Raw genomic sequence first — 14,700 nt, forward strand, 5'->3', positions numbered from 1 at the left:
CAGATGAATAGGATGGAATTTATACCCATTCTGAATAACAATAACTTTGGGACAAACTCTTATTTTTCATTATTTTTGAAACAATAACCATAGAAACCATTATGAACACCTCTGTAAAAGACGTGGAAACTTTTGCAGATATAAATTACAATATATTGAATAAGATACTATTGGCAGCCGGAATCATTCAATGCTGCTTTTACAATATCCAGGCTCAGAGTGCCGGAGCACGCCCGGCCTATACCTCCGAATGGGGTCACCTTTATCGTGAAAATGGAAAAAATAAGGACGTTTTGGGAATCTTTTCTACTGAAGCACCAGTTTACCTCCTGGATTCTACCCAAACGCAATACAAAGTACAGGTAAGCAACGGTGATATTGGTTTTATAGACCGCCAGCCACTCCAAAAGTCTATGCGTGGGAAAAAATCAGCGGGTGAACCACTACAATATTTCTATAGAGGAAAAGAGGGATATCAATGTCCCCATTTTTATGTGCAGGGATCAGAATTACGTGTACGAAAAGGCCCTACAACGGAAAGTACGGCAACACGAAAATTGGCTTTAAACGAACTGATTTGCATTGATTATGTACCCCTGTATCAGGATGGCTGGGTATATATTGGCGACCATTTCCACGAAAATCCGGAATATATCCAGATGAAATACCTGGGAACAGAACTTACATACGACAAAATTTTGAAAGATTATCTGGCTGCAAAAGGAAAGAACAAGGAAAAAGAACTGACTCAGGTTGGTAGATTGCGCGAAATTGCATGGCTGGAAGATAAAAATCTTAAACAAGCATTACTTTATTGGCAAGAATCTTATTCAGGCATAGAAAATCCAAAGATAGATATCGATTTTGAACTTCTTCTGGCGGATCAACTGGCAAAAAAACCAGAAACTGAAGCTTATGAAAAAAAGTTGAAAGCCTTAAATATGCATTTTGTGTGGAAAGAGACCCAGCTTTTTGACGGAAAAATTACAGAAACACAGGTGAAACAGCTGGAGATGCAGAAGGTAAAAGACATTCCCAATACCCCTGAATGCGGCTGGGAACCTCAATATTTTTACAGAACATCTGATATGATTGTAGCCTTTGAAGAATATAAAGGAAAAGTTTCCGGAAGTATCTACAAAATGTCTTTTAATAGCGGTGAAGCTGTGATTCTGGGAAAGGAACGTATGGATTCTAATTATAATGAAAAGGATTTTGTTAGCCGTTTTGGAGATCTGCTCTCAACACGCTGGATTTCTTCTCCGCACGAATATTACATTCAGAATGGAGATGCCGGGCTCTTTATTTTTACTTTTAAAGAGGGGAAGCTTTTCAGCTATGAATGCATGTATTATTGTTAAATGAATTGTTAATTATATTGATCAATAGAGGCGGGTTTTAACCCGCACATTTTATTATTTATTTTTCAAAGGTTTCAGCCTGAACTTAGCCAATATTAAGTTTTGGCTGAAGCCAATATATCTGTTTTTAATTGTTAAAACGGGCTAAAGCCTGTTCCTATTGAATATTTACATTTGTTTCTGCTATAATACCACATTTATATATCAATAGAGGTGGGCTTTAGCACGCCTATTTTATAAAGTATTCTTCCATTGGCTTTAGCCGAAACTTAAAATATTTTCTAACATAAGTGATTAAATTTTAAAGCCGTATCTTTACGTCACCAAACAAAATATTACAATATGTCATTTATAACACCTGAAGGAGCCAGGAAGGCTCAGCTATCCCTATCTGAAAGGGCACCCGTTGCTCATTCCATTCTCTCTGGGGAAGAGAATATTTCGAAATACAACAGTGGAGTATGTCATGATGTAGTTGCCTATGCATTGTATATGCGTGGTGCCAGGATAAGTCCTACTCAGCTTGCCGAATCTGCAGGACAAAAATGGTTAACCTTATTCAATTATCCTGCTGGAGAAAAATGGGACGGATACACACCCATTCCGGCAGGGAAGGCCATTGGTTTTTACAGGCTTATTGATAAAACATTCTTTCACTCAGCAATTACTACAGGAAACGGAAATGAAATCAGATCTGTGAACGGATTTTCATTAGGATCGGCATGGACAGTACCTGTGGATATGAAATGGGTATTGGGCAAAAAGAATTCTGACGGAACCTTCAATTATGATGGTACCAAGATAGAAGTCTATATTTCTTCTTTATAACAGAATTTATATTTCAGTACAACAAAAGGCAGATCAGCATATTCGCTTTTCTGCCTTTTTATTTTTTAAGCATCAGCACATTTCGGGCATATCCCGCTGATGATAAAATTATATTCGTGTGCGATGAAATGTTCCGGTAAACTGATTTCCGGAATAGCATTTTCAATGCACGTAACGGAATGACATTCCTTACAGTTAAAATGTACATGATTATGAAAATGCTGTTCATGGGTACATTTTCCACTGCACTTTGCAAAATTCACCACACCATCAATATTGACAATCTTGTGTATCGCACCTTCGTTTTCAAGCCTTTCCAAAACCCTGTAAATGAGCACATTTCGGGCATATCCCGCTGATGATAAAATTATATTCGTGTGCGATGAAATGTTCCGGTAAACTGATTTCCGGAATAGCATTTTCAATGCACGTAACGGAATGACATTCCTTACAGTTAAAATGTACATGATTATGAAAATGCTGTTCATGGGTACATTTTCCACTGCACTTTGCAAAATTCACCACACCATCAATATTGACAATCTTGTGTATCGCACCTTCGTTTTCAAGCCTTTCCAAAACCCTGTAAATGGTTACTCTGTTGCACAGATCTCCCAGTTTCTTCTGAATATCAGAGTGGGTAAGGGCTACATCCGAACTATTAATAAGGTTTAAAATTTCCGTTTTGGCATGCGTATTTCTGACCTGTTTCATATTTTAATGCAACAAAGTTGCGTTATTTAAATTTTTATTTCTACTTTTGCAACAAAGTTACGATAAGAAAATTAATCCATACTATTATGAAATCAAAAATTCTTGATGCTGTAGGAATCTCCGCTGCTGTTTTATGCCTGATTCATTGTATTGTCTTTCCACTGCTATTAATTGTTCCATTGGGAATCTCCCATGATCCTTATATTGATCTGGTTTTCCTTTTCATAGGAGCCGTTGTGGTATTCAGAATAACAAAAAAAATGGAAAACCGGTGGCTGAAGTTTCTGTTCTGGATATCATTAAGCCTTATTTTCATTTCTATATTGACAGATTTTCTGTTTGAAGTTCATCTTCCTCTGATCTATATCGGAGCTATCGGTTTGATTACATGTCATATCATCAATTTTAAAAATCATAAACATTAAATCATGACTAAAAAACTTCCTGTAACGGTACTCAGCGGCTTTCTGGGAGCTGGAAAAACGACACTACTGAATCATATTCTTCACAATAAACAAGGATTAAAAGTAGCTGTAATAGTGAACGATATGAGCGAAATTAATATTGATGCCCGCCTGGTTGAAAATCAAAATACCCTTTCAAGAACAGAAGAAAAGCTTGTTGAAATGAGTAATGGGTGCATTTGCTGTACACTTCGTGAAGATCTTATGGTAGAGGTAGAACGTTTGGCGAATGAAAACCGTTTTGATTATCTCCTTATTGAAAGTACAGGTATCAGTGAACCTATTCCTGTTGCTCAAACCTTTACTTATATTGATGAAGAGAGTGGAATAGATCTGTCCCGTTTCAGTTATGTTGATACAATGGTAACGGTGGTAGATTGTTTTAATTTCATGAAAGATTTTGGCTCTAATGAAATGTTGCTGGACCGCGATCTTACTGATATGGAGGGCGACTACAGAACGATTGTTAATCTTCTGACCGACCAGATTGAATTTGCCAATGTGATTATTTTAAACAAAACAGATCTTATCAATACTGAAACACTTGGCTTTTTAAAAGCAGCAATCCGAAAACTGAATCCCGACGCAGATCTTTTACACGCTGAGTTTGGAAAAATTGATCCCCAAAAGATTTTACATACTAAGCTTTTCGATTTTGATAAGGCACAGTCATCCGCAGGCTGGCAAAAAGAGCTACAATCTGATCATCATACCCCGGAAACTGAAGAATACGGGATAAGTTCACTTGTTTTTAGAGATAGAAAGCCCTTTCATCCCATAAGGCTTTGGGAATATCTGAATCATCATTATCCGGAAGGAACCATAAGAGCTAAAGGGTTGTTCTGGTTAGCTTCAAGACCTGATGATGCATTGAATTTTTCTCAGGCAGGAGGTTCATTCAGGCTTGAAAAAGCAGGAGTTTGGTGGAGTAGTATGCCTATGAATCATAGGGTTCAGTATTCTTCATTTGTAGAAAACCAAACATTTATAGAAAACAGATGGGATAAAAACTGGGGGGACAGGATTAATGAATTGGTATTTATCGGGCAGAATCTGGATAAAGATCAAATGTTATCAGACCTTCAACATTGTCTTATTAATGAAAGGGAAAAGGAACTATTTGACAAAAAACAAAGTTTTGAAGATCCGTTTCCAAAGAACATTTAAAATTAACTTTTAATTAATGCAACAATGTTACGATAAAAATTTAAATACAATAACTTACAGCATTATTTCAAAAACAATATGGACAGAAGAAAATTTCTAAAAGGATCTGCATTACTTTCAGGGTTATTGACCTTATCACCATCTGATTTATGGAGCTTCGGGAAAAATACGGAACTGCACCAGAAAGGAAAAGCGAAGAATATCATTTTCATGGTAAGTGACGGGATGAGCCTGGGAACACTTTCAATGGCAGACTTGTATTCACGGAACATTTTAGGAAAAGGAAGTAACTGGCTTAATCTGTATCATGATAAAAAGGTGACCCGTGCTTTGATGGACACCGCTTCTGCAAGTTCTGTTGTCACCGCTTCTGCTGCCGCAAGTTCAGCCTTTGGAGGAGGGATCAGAGTGAAAAACGGAGTTTTAAACATCGGAGCTAACGGAGAGAAACATCTTCCGATATGGCAGCAATATAAAAAAGCAGGAAAAAAAGCAGGCTGCGTGACTACGGTAACCATTACTCATGCGACTCCAGCCGGATTCTGTATAAATTCTTCCAAAAGAAATGCTGAACCTCAAATTGCAGAAATGTATGCAGAGCTGGAATTCGATGTGCTGTTAGGAGGCGGAGACGAGTTTTTCAATCCCTCCAAAAGAGAAGACAAAAAAGACCTCTATTCTGTTTACAGTAAAAAAGGGTACCGGATTCTAAAAACACAAAGCGATCTGAAAGAAATCAAAAGAGGAGAAAAATTATTAGGAATCTTCAGTACAGGAGCATTACCGTATACCATTGACAAAACGCACCTTACTGAGTACAAAAATACACCGACTCTTGCTGAAATGGCCAATACTGCTATTCATCAGATGAAAGATCATCCTGAAGGTTTTGTCCTTCAGATCGAGGCCGGAAAAGTAGACTGGTCTGCCCATGCCAATGACGTAGCGGCACTCATCCATGATCAGCTGGCATTTGATGAAGCGGTGAAAACGGTAATGGATTTTGCCGAAAAAGACGGAAATACTTTAGTCATCATCACTACAGACCATGGAAACGCTAATCCGGGCACTATTTACGGAGCGGATGCAACCAGGCAATTTAACAGCATTTCCGATTACAAATACACCAATGAATACATTCTCAATAGGATTCACAAAGATTATTCGGTAAAAGATATTAGAGACTGGATTTATGAAGGTAACAAAATCACATTGACCGATGATGAAGCCAAGCATCTGCTAAGTTTTTACAACGGACTTGAAAAAGAAGAAGGGCTTTATAATTATAAGAAACTGCCTTTTAAATTGTATTCAGAAATTCAGAAAAGCAGGAATTCTGTGGGGTGGATCAGCATGGATCATTCCGGAGATTATGTGGAAGTAGCGGCTTATGGTCCTGGAAACGAGCTTTTACAGCCGTTTATTAAAAATACAGACCTTCATGATCTAATGCTGAAGGCCTGTCTGGTATAGACATTCATATTTTTTCATATTTAATTATTTGGGAGATACGAGGCGGATTGATTGTGTCCGCCTTGTTTTTTTATGCAAAAAAGACTTCCATAAAAATTAAAGGATAAGTTTTTCACTTATTTCACATTAAGTATTCTGTCAAATGATCCTGTTTTATATAAATGAAATGGGTGAAACTTAAATTCCACCCATTACAAACATATTTTCCATTGTAGGGACTTTGCTTCCGCCTTCTTTTTCAAGAGTAATCGCAAAAGCCTGGGCTTTTGGTATATTGGCCAAGGCAATCCTACTGTCTTTATCTTCAGTGTACATACCTGCATTTACCGGTTTTCCATCTTCTATAGCCCAAAGCTGATATTGCATTCCTTCGGGAGCTTTAGGAAGTTTTTCAGCATTCAGGTAAACTTCTTTTGTTTTCTTATCCCAGAAAACCATTGCTTTGGCTTCTGTGTGTTTTTCTACACCTTTCAGCATAACCATCTGCATATCGGGATTAGAGAACATATCAAGCTTCTGATTCATCTTCTCCATCGTCTTATCCTGACGTTTTTTATCTGCTATCAGTAATGATATTTCTTTCTTACTGGCAGATTGGCTGTTCATCCAGAATAAATTTCCGGCAACACTTACAAGAAACAATGCCGAAGCCGCCACTGCATAAGTTTTCCAGGGAGTCGTAGTTTGAGTTCTCTCCTGTTGAGTGATTTCCCTGTGAGTTTTTACTTCAGAGATATCTGTTGAAAGAGTAGGAGTTACTTCTTCAACAATCTGTTCCTGCTGAATTTTATTCCAGATCTTAGATTTCAAATCACCTGGAGGTGTTACAGCCTGAGCTGTAGCAAGTTGTTCCAAAATTTTCTGTGCTTCTTCAAAAGCCGCTTTCACTTCAGCATTATTCTTCATCACACACTCCAAAATCCCTGCTTCCTCGGGAGAAGCATGACCTAGAATATAAGATTCTATAATTCCGGATGATATGTATTCTTTAGTGTTCAATTTATTGGTAATCTTTTAGCAAATCTTTTAATTTCATCAGTGCATTCCGCATTTTCGTTTTTACCGTTCCCAGCGGTATCTTCAGTTTTTCAGATATTTCATGTTGGGTATATCCCTGATAATAAGCAAGATTTATAAGCTCCTGCTTGTCTGCTTCCAGACCTTCCAGCACGTTATTAAATCCGATATAATCAGAAGAATTATTGGTAGTTGAAAGCTCTGCAGTATTATATACGAAATCAGGAAGTGATTGGTTTTTAAGCTCATTCTGGAATCCTTTAGACTTTAGATAGTCGATAGCCGTATTCCGGGCTATATTGATCATCCATGTATAAAACCGTCCTTTGGAGGAGTCGTACTGATGAATGGAGTTCCATATTTTGACAAAAACATCCTGACTAACTTCTTCGGTATATTCTTTAGACTGAACGATTCGAAGAATGATCCCGTACAACGCACCCGAATAGTGGTCATACAGATAATGAAAACCGTTTTCGTTTTTTTCTCTTAATAAAACGATAAGTTCCTCTTCAGAATAGGTTGTTTTAATAATATTTATTTTTCTGTTCAAATGTAATAAAATAAAACATATGGGCAACAAAATTCAACACATCTTTTATTTCGTACATGTTTTCCTGAAAATTATTAAAAAATATTCAATACAAAAATCGTATTTCATGAGTTGATTTTATTTTTCTTTAAAAATAATATACTACAAATCAGACAGTTATAATTTATTTGTTTTTTTTTCAATCTAAAACAAAACCAGCCTCGTAAATGACTTTAAAAACACATTCAATATAATTAACTAAAAATCAACGCAATGAACACACATTCAAAAATCACAGTTTTAGCAATGGTAGTTTTATCATTTGCTTTCAGCGGAAAGGTAACTGCACAAACGATGAAAGAAAAAACAGTAATGGTAGGAGGTGCTCCTATGTATCCTTCCAAAAACATTATTGAAAATGCGGTCAACTCCAAGGATCATAAAACTCTTGTAGCTGCCGTAAAAGCTGCTGGTCTGGTAGAAACATTACAGGGAGCAGGACCTTTTACCGTATTGGCACCTACAGATGCTGCCTTTGCAAAACTACCAAAAGGAACAGTAGAAAATCTTGTAAAACCTGAAAATAAAGCCACACTTACTTCGATCTTAACCTATCATGTTCTTCCAGGAAGATACAGTGCTAAAGAAATTTGGGCAGCCGTAAAAGCAGGAAACGGAAAAAGTATGATGAAAACTGTACAGGGTGAAAACCTTACTTTCTGGACAAAAGGTAAAGATCTTTACATAAAAGATGCAAAAGGAAACAGTGCCAAAGTAACAATTGCTGATGTGAACCAATCTAATGGAGTGATTCATGTAATAGATACTGTATTGATGCCATAATAAATTCTAAGATTTCAGACAGCATATCCAATATGCTGTTTTTGTTTCTTTTATATCTAACACTAAAAAAATTAATAGTATGAAAAAAGTAATTCAGGTTTCTAATCAGGGTGCCACCCTTAATACCAGCAGAAGAAACTTTTTAAAATTAGGTGGAGTAGGATTAGCCATCGCAGGCCTTACCATTATCGGATGTAATGACGATGATGACTTCCAGATTATAGAAGAATCCAAGTATGATCTTGGAACAGGAGATGTAGGTGTACTCAATTATGCCTATGCTTTAGAACAGCTTGAAGCCGATTTTTACACGAAAGTGGTCAACAATTTTTATACGGGGATTTCCAGTATTGAAAAAGAGGTTTTTACAGATCTCTATCATCACGAGGTGATTCACCGTGATTTCTTCAAAGTTGCGATTAGCGGTGCTACAGATCATGTGCTACCTAAGCTTGAATTCCAGTATCCTAATGTGAATTTTAATGACAGAAATTCAGTATTGGCTACCGCAAAAGCATTGGAAGATACCGGCGTAGCAGCTTACAATGGAGCAGGAAAATACATTTCCAATCCTGCCTATCTTGTGATTGCAGGTAAAATAGTTTCTGTGGAAGCCAGACATGCCTCTGCCATCAGAAATCTAATCAATCCCGGCTCAGCAGATTTTTCGGGAGACGATGTGATAGATGCCAATGGACTTGATCTCGCCAAAGAGCCAAAAGACATTGTAATGGCTGCCGGAACATTTATCAAAACACCTTTTACCTGGAAAGAAAGAGGAATCAACTAATCATTCACCTTAAAAACTCACATTATGAATATTCTTAGATTACTGGATAAGCTTTCTGATGATAAATTTTTCACTTCAGAAGCTTCAAGACTGGAAACCATCACGAATATTTCTTTATTCGGAAAAAAAGCAGCTACAGCAGCTGTGCCTCTTGGATTAGGAGCGATGATGGCTACTCCAGCCAAAGCAGAAGCTCCAAAAACAGGGTTAACAGGTATGGCTTTAAAAAGTACACTCACAGATGCTTTACAACTGGCATTGGTACTGGAATATCTGGAAAATGAGTACTACAGCATAGGATTATCAACACCAGGATTAATCCCTAATGGAGACAGAACCGTTTTCATGCAGATTTCAAAACATGAATCCGCCCATGTAAGCTTCCTGAAAAGCACACTGACTTCTTTAGGAACAACTCCCGGAAATAAGCCTACGTTTGATTTTACAGCAGGCGGAAATTTCATGCCTTTTACAGATTATAACCAATTTCTTATCCTTGCTCAGGCCTTTGAAGATACCGGAGTAAGAGCTTATAAAGGACAGGCAGGAAATGTGATGTCCAACAAAGTAGTGCTTCAGGCAGCATTACAGATTCATTCCGTTGAAGCAAGACATGCTTCACAAGTAAGAAGAATGAGAGCTAACAAAGGGTGGATTGAGCTTGCTAACGGTGGAAGTATGCCTTCAGCCACCAATCCTGTGTATGCAGGAGAAGACAATACCAATCAGGCAGGCTACAATACAGCAACTCTATTTGGGGCTGCGGCAGGTTCTGCAGCTTATGATGAAATTTTAAGTGGCAGCGATGCACAGGCTATTGCTTCATTGTTCATAGTTTAGTTGTGATTTGGATGATGATAAGTGGTGAGTCCATTTCCGAATTTTCCGGGAATGGACTTTTTTTGTAATAATGAATGTTCTCCCTTCAAAAATATTCACATTTAAAGTGTATTATACAACAGATTTTACGATCAGACAAGGTACTTTTATCTTCATAATAGATGGTACTTCTTTACTTAAAACTTTTGCCGGCAAATTTTAAATAAATACACATATAGCTTTATTATCAAATTTACTGTAACGGAATACGAAATAATTTCGTAATTTGGTTTACTTATTAAAATAATAATTTAAAGTACTTAAAAATATTTAAAATATAAACTTTAATGCCTTGATTATCATTTTTTAATAATCAAAAAAGAAAAGTCTCTAATTGTTGACATAATATATGAAGAAATATCCAATTCCTGCGAATGAAGAAGGGAGAATGAAGAAACTGGAGTATTTTGATCTTTTGAACCTTGAAAAAGATCCCCAGTTAGACATTTTTGCAGAAACAGCATGTCTGGTGACAGACTGTCCTGCAGCGCTTATTGCTATGATGGAAAGCGAAACCCAGACCATTCAGAGTTGCGTGGGAATGGCTCTTGATTTTGTAGACAGAAAAAATACGGTCTGCCAATATTCAATAGCAAGTGGAGAAATTCTGGTCATCAATGATACATTATTGGATGAAAGATCATCAGAAAATCCACTTATTCTGGCGGGTGGAATCCGGTTTTATGCAGGAGTTCCGTTGATTGACGATGAAGGTTTTGTATTGGGGACAATCTGCGTTATCGACTATAAACCTAAAACCATCACAAAAGACCAGATATCTACTCTGAAAAAAATAGGAGACGCAATCACAAAAATTCTGACGGGTAAAAGGAAAAATATTCAGGCTGAATATTTTCAACAGACTTTTACCATTTCCAATAACCTGATCTGTGTTCTGGATAAAGACTTTTCACTGAAAGAGAGTAATCCGGCTTTTGAAAAGACTTTTCAAATGGATAAAGGTCAGATTCTCGGCCAGAATTTTCTTGATCTGATAGGGAATCATAATTCTCAGCTCCAATTACTTTCCAAAAACCTTCCCAATACGGATGAAGAAGTAACATTTACAACTTCAACAAAAATAGATGATACCCAAACGATCATTATTGAATGGTCTTTAAAGCTCAATCAAAATCATTCAGAGATTTTTTGTTTTGGAATTAATATCACCCAACGCATCGAAGAAAAGCTTAAACTTGAAAGCTCTGAACGCCGCTTCAGAAGCTTCTTTGAAAACGCTATAGGCTTGATGAGTATGCATGATATGGAAGGAAATATCATTGCGGTCAACGAAAAAGGAAGAGAAACCCTTCAATATTCTGCTGAAGAGGTAGAAATGTTAAATTTAAAAGATCTTGTTCCTAAAAAAAACTGGCCTCTTCTGGAGCAATATCTCGAAAGAATTAATAAGAACCATGAAGATTTCGGGACTATGATCCTGAAAGCAAAAGAAGGTGAGGAAATGATCTGGATGTACCATAATCTTGTGGAAATCAACAAAGAAGGAAAACCTTATGTGGTGAGCACTGCACTGAATGTTACGGAAAGAGTAAGTTTGGAAAAAGATCTTGTTCATACCAAAAAGATGTTGGAACAAACCAGTGCTGTTGCCCAGGTGGGAGGATGGGAAGTCAACCTGAAAAACAACACGGTTTTTTGGTCGCAGTCCACCCGGGAAATTCATAAAATAGATAAAAATTTTCAGCCTGATTTTGAAAATGCACTGGGTTTTTACAGTGAAAAAAGCCGCGAAAAGCTGGAATCCTTATTCGAAAAGGCTGTAAAAGAAGGCGTTCCCTACGATGAAGAATTACAGCTTATACAAAATGACGGCGTGATGATCTGGGTAAGGGTAAAAGGTATACCGGAATTTGAAGATGGAGTATGTACGAGAGTCTACGGAATCATTCAGAATATTGATACCTTCAAAAATATCTACCTTGAACTGGCCAGAAAAGAAGCTATGCTGCAGTCTTTTGTAAAATACGTACCTTCTACAGTAGCCATGTTTGATAAAGATCTCAATTATGTTTCCGTAAGCAGAAGCTGGAAAGATGAGTTTCAGATGAATGACATCAGACTTATTGGAGAGAACATGTTTAAAATCTCACCCAATGTACCGGATGAGAGATTAAAAATATATCTGGATGCACTGGCAGGAAAGGCCTATAAAAATGAAGACATGGCCATAGAAGTTCCGGGTAAAGGAATCATTCAGCATTACAGTGTAGAAGTGACACCATGGTATCTTTCCAATAATGTTATAGGAGGAATTATTGTTTCTGCACAGAATATTACACCCTCCGTAAGAATCAATAGTGAACTGAAAAATGCCAAGAAAATGGCAGATATTGCCAGCAAAGCAAAGTCTGAATTCTTAGCCAATATGAGCCATGAAATCCGGACTCCGCTGAATGGTGTTATTGGCTTTTCCGACCTTCTTTTAAAAACACCGTTGAACGATATACAGACTCAATACCTCAATTACATCAATGAATCAGGAGAGAATTTATTGAATATCATCAACGATATTCTTGATTTCTCCAAGGTAGAATCCGGAAAAATGGATCTTATCATTGAAAAATCCAATATTTATGACATGGTAAGCCAAGTGATCAATGTAATCCTTTACCAGTCACAGAAAAAAAATATAGAATTACTCCTCAATATAGAACAGGGACTTCCTGAGACCATCTGGCTGGATGAATCAAGGTTGAAACAAATTTTGATCAACCTTCTTGGAAATGCCGTGAAATTTACAGCACAGGGAGAAATAGAGCTTAAAGTAGAAAAACTAAATCTGGACAGCAAGAATATCAAACTTAGATTTTCTGTAAGAGATACCGGAATTGGTATTCCTAAGGAAAAGCAACACCATATTTTCAATGCCTTTACGCAGGAAAACAGCTCTATCAGTAAAACGTATGGAGGAACGGGTCTCGGATTGACCATTTCCAATAATATTCTGAAATATATGGGAAGTAAACTATCATTGGTGAGTGAACCCCAAAAAGGATCTGTTTTCTATTTTGACTTAGAAGTTCCTTATGAGATATCTGATCGTCATGAAGACGAAGATCTGAAAATAAACAAAGTACTTATTGTAGATGATAATGAAGCCAACAGAATTATCATTCAGCACATGCTTGCTTATAAAAATATAGATTCGAAGCTTGCAGCCAATGGAATGGAAGCTCTTCAGATATTACTTGCAGGAGAGCGTTTTGATGTTATTCTGATGGACTACCATATGCCTATTATTTCCGGACTGGAAACGATAGAAAAAATCAAAGAACTGTTCAGCAAACAAAATGAATCTTCTCCTTTGATTATTCTCCACACGTCTTCCGAGGAACATGATGTGATCAATTCTTTCCGTCAGGAAAACAATTCATTCTTCCTGCTGAAGCCTATCAAGTCTGAAGAACTCTATAAAACATTGAGACGAGCTGTAAAAAATACTGAAAAAGAGGTAACCAGCATTCCACAACCGGAAACAGAAACCTCCATACTGATGCAGGCACCGCAGGTTTTACTGGTAGATGACAACCCTGTCAATATGGTTCTTAACCACAAAATGATGCGTTCATTGATTCCGGATGCAGAGCTTACAGAAGCTACGGATGGACTTCAGGCGGTTTTGCAGTGTAAAGAAAAGGTATTCAATATCATTTTAATGGATGTTCAGATGCCGGTAATGGATGGCATTGAAGCTACCAAACAAATCCGCTTACTCCCGGAATATTCCAATGTTCCGATTATTGGAGTAACAGCAGGGAATGTGCTGGGAGAGAAAGAAAAATGTCTGGATTCCGGGATGAATGACTTCTTACCTAAACCTTTAAGACAGGCAGATCTGCTGGAAATGCTTAAAAAGTATATCATTAACGAAAATAATAGCCCTGCTGAAGATTCTTCCCATCAGGAAAATTACCTCGATATAAATATCCTGAATGAACAGATAGGCGATGATGATGAGGATTTCAGAAAAATATTCCTAGATCTTGTAGTAGATCAGCTTACTCAGGCTGAAGAGAATATCAAAAAAAGCACAGCAGAAAAAGACAGTGCCAATCTGAAACTGATTCTTCACAAGCTTAAAGGAACAGCAGGAACAGCAGGATTGATAAAACTTACAGAACGTACTGCCAGCTGGGAAAATAAAGCAGATCCTGACATGGATTTTATCTCCATGGAAGAAGAAATTATCCGGGAGATAACAACAGGATTACAATTAATTAAAAATCTAATACAATAAAAAAACTAAAATTATGCTGATTCTAATCGCCGAAGACGACGAACTGATTCTAAAAACGATTGAACACAAATTACTAAAAGAAGGACATGAAGTGATCCTGACCAGAAACGGGAAAGACGCTATTGAAACCTTTAAAACCAAAGATGTAGATCTGGCCATCACAGATATTATGATGCCGTTTGCCTCAGGAATTGAAATACTTTCGGCTATTAAAACAATGGGCAAGCAGATACCGGTGATCATGCTTTCCAGTATGGGGCAGGAAGAAGTAGTACTGAATGCCTTTGACCTCGGAGCTGTTGATTTTATTGTGAAACCATTCAGTCCCAATGAATTAACATTAAGAATAAAAAGATTTTCTTTAAAATAAACTA

General features: G+C 37.1%; 14 protein-coding genes. 10 read left to right on the forward strand and 4 right to left on the reverse strand.

Translation table 11 applies throughout. The features are described 5' to 3' along the window. Window positions 1-101 precede the first annotated feature (101 nt). Window positions 102-1,361 (forward strand): SH3 domain-containing protein, encoded by a 1,260-nt coding sequence (locus RHP76_RS03965; RefSeq protein ID WP_311229545.1) that lies wholly within the window; start codon window positions 102-104, stop codon window positions 1,359-1,361. A 342-nt stretch (window positions 1,362-1,703) separates the two neighbouring features. Then, complete coding sequence (locus RHP76_RS03970; protein WP_034697952.1) at window positions 1,704-2,189, forward strand: hypothetical protein; 486 nt, start codon at window positions 1,704-1,706, stop codon at window positions 2,187-2,189. Between the two features lie 65 nt (window positions 2,190-2,254). Here the strand turns inward: RHP76_RS03970 and RHP76_RS03975 are convergent, their stop codons facing one another. Beyond that, window positions 2,255-2,509 carry a hypothetical protein gene (locus tag RHP76_RS03975; protein ID WP_311229546.1) on the reverse strand — a complete coding sequence of 85 codons (255 nt, stop codon included), beginning with the start codon at window positions 2,507-2,509 and terminating at the stop codon, window positions 2,255-2,257. After that, the gene (locus RHP76_RS03980) at window positions 2,496-2,903 is read right to left on the reverse strand and encodes a Fur family transcriptional regulator (RefSeq protein ID WP_311229547.1); all 408 of its coding nucleotides are present in this window, start codon (window positions 2,901-2,903) and stop codon (window positions 2,496-2,498) included. The genes RHP76_RS03975 and RHP76_RS03980 overlap by 14 nt, the downstream gene beginning before the upstream one ends. A gap of 86 nt (window positions 2,904-2,989) precedes the next feature. On the opposite strand from RHP76_RS03980, the gene RHP76_RS03985 reads away from it, so the two are divergent. From RHP76_RS03985 to RHP76_RS03995, 3 genes are all read left to right on the forward strand, one after another. After that, window positions 2,990-3,328, forward strand: a complete 339-nt coding sequence (locus RHP76_RS03985; RefSeq protein ID WP_311229548.1) for a MerC domain-containing protein — start codon at window positions 2,990-2,992, stop codon at window positions 3,326-3,328. Window positions 3,329-3,331: 3 nt separating this feature from the next. Continuing rightward, window positions 3,332-4,534 (forward strand): GTP-binding protein, encoded by a 1,203-nt coding sequence (locus RHP76_RS03990; RefSeq protein ID WP_311229549.1) that lies wholly within the window; start codon window positions 3,332-3,334, stop codon window positions 4,532-4,534. A gap of 78 nt (window positions 4,535-4,612) precedes the next feature. After that, window positions 4,613-6,007 (forward strand): alkaline phosphatase, encoded by a 1,395-nt coding sequence (locus tag RHP76_RS03995; RefSeq protein WP_311229550.1) that lies wholly within the window; start codon window positions 4,613-4,615, stop codon window positions 6,005-6,007. A gap of 177 nt (window positions 6,008-6,184) precedes the next feature. Here RHP76_RS03995 and RHP76_RS04000 read toward each other — a convergent pair whose 3' ends face one another. Next, window positions 6,185-7,006 (reverse strand): anti-sigma factor, encoded by an 822-nt coding sequence (locus RHP76_RS04000; RefSeq protein ID WP_120231186.1) that lies wholly within the window; start codon window positions 7,004-7,006, stop codon window positions 6,185-6,187. A gap of 1 nt (window position 7,007) precedes the next feature. Then, complete coding sequence (locus RHP76_RS04005; RefSeq protein WP_311229551.1) at window positions 7,008-7,577, reverse strand: RNA polymerase sigma factor; 570 nt, start codon at window positions 7,575-7,577, stop codon at window positions 7,008-7,010. A 252-nt stretch (window positions 7,578-7,829) separates the two neighbouring features. Here RHP76_RS04005 and RHP76_RS04010 point away from each other — a divergent pair, with 252 nt between their 5' ends. From RHP76_RS04010 to RHP76_RS04030, 5 genes are all read left to right on the forward strand, one after another. Further along, window positions 7,830-8,399: a fasciclin domain-containing protein gene (locus RHP76_RS04010; protein WP_062669404.1), complete on the forward strand. Its 570-nt coding sequence runs from the start codon at window positions 7,830-7,832 to the stop codon at window positions 8,397-8,399. A 79-nt stretch (window positions 8,400-8,478) separates the two neighbouring features. Next, on the forward strand, window positions 8,479-9,189 hold the full coding sequence (locus RHP76_RS04015; RefSeq protein ID WP_062669402.1) for a ferritin-like domain-containing protein: 711 nt from the start codon (window positions 8,479-8,481) through the stop codon (window positions 9,187-9,189). 24 nt (window positions 9,190-9,213) lie between these two features. Continuing rightward, a complete protein-coding gene (locus RHP76_RS04020) occupies window positions 9,214-10,029 on the forward strand; it encodes a ferritin-like domain-containing protein (protein WP_062669400.1) in 816 nt (271 codons plus the stop codon). 388 nt (window positions 10,030-10,417) lie between these two features. Next, window positions 10,418-14,326 (forward strand): response regulator, encoded by a 3,909-nt coding sequence (locus tag RHP76_RS04025; RefSeq protein WP_311229552.1) that lies wholly within the window; start codon window positions 10,418-10,420, stop codon window positions 14,324-14,326. Between the two features lie 13 nt (window positions 14,327-14,339). After that, entirely contained in the window at window positions 14,340-14,696 is a 357-nt protein-coding gene (locus RHP76_RS04030; protein WP_311229553.1) for a response regulator transcription factor, read from the forward strand. Window positions 14,697-14,700: the final 4 nt, after the last annotated feature.

This window comes from Chryseobacterium sp. SG20098, assembly GCF_031844745.1.
Taxonomy (GTDB): Bacteria; Bacteroidota; Bacteroidia; order Flavobacteriales; family Weeksellaceae; genus Chryseobacterium; species Chryseobacterium cucumeris.

What these genes read in the sequence shown, in the direction of transcription:
- RHP76_RS03965 (WP_311229545.1), top strand. Translation starts at nt 102, where the DNA reads ATGAACACCTCTGTAAAAGACGTGGAAACTTTTGCAGATATAAATTAC.
- RHP76_RS03970 (WP_034697952.1), top strand. Translation starts at nt 1,704, where the DNA reads ATGTCATTTATAACACCTGAAGGAGCCAGGAAGGCTCAGCTATCCCTA.
- RHP76_RS03980 (WP_311229547.1), bottom strand. Translation starts at nt 2,903, where the DNA reads ATGAAACAGGTCAGAAATACGCATGCCAAAACGGAAATTTTAAACCTT.
- RHP76_RS03985 (WP_311229548.1), top strand. Translation starts at nt 2,990, where the DNA reads ATGAAATCAAAAATTCTTGATGCTGTAGGAATCTCCGCTGCTGTTTTA.
- RHP76_RS03990 (WP_311229549.1), top strand. Translation starts at nt 3,332, where the DNA reads ATGACTAAAAAACTTCCTGTAACGGTACTCAGCGGCTTTCTGGGAGCT.
- RHP76_RS03995 (WP_311229550.1), top strand. Translation starts at nt 4,613, where the DNA reads ATGGACAGAAGAAAATTTCTAAAAGGATCTGCATTACTTTCAGGGTTA.
- RHP76_RS04010 (WP_062669404.1), top strand. Translation starts at nt 7,830, where the DNA reads ATGAACACACATTCAAAAATCACAGTTTTAGCAATGGTAGTTTTATCA.
- RHP76_RS04015 (WP_062669402.1), top strand. Translation starts at nt 8,479, where the DNA reads ATGAAAAAAGTAATTCAGGTTTCTAATCAGGGTGCCACCCTTAATACC.
- RHP76_RS04020 (WP_062669400.1), top strand. Translation starts at nt 9,214, where the DNA reads ATGAATATTCTTAGATTACTGGATAAGCTTTCTGATGATAAATTTTTC.
- RHP76_RS04025 (WP_311229552.1), top strand. Translation starts at nt 10,418, where the DNA reads ATGAAGAAATATCCAATTCCTGCGAATGAAGAAGGGAGAATGAAGAAA.
- RHP76_RS04030 (WP_311229553.1), top strand. Translation starts at nt 14,340, where the DNA reads ATGCTGATTCTAATCGCCGAAGACGACGAACTGATTCTAAAAACGATT.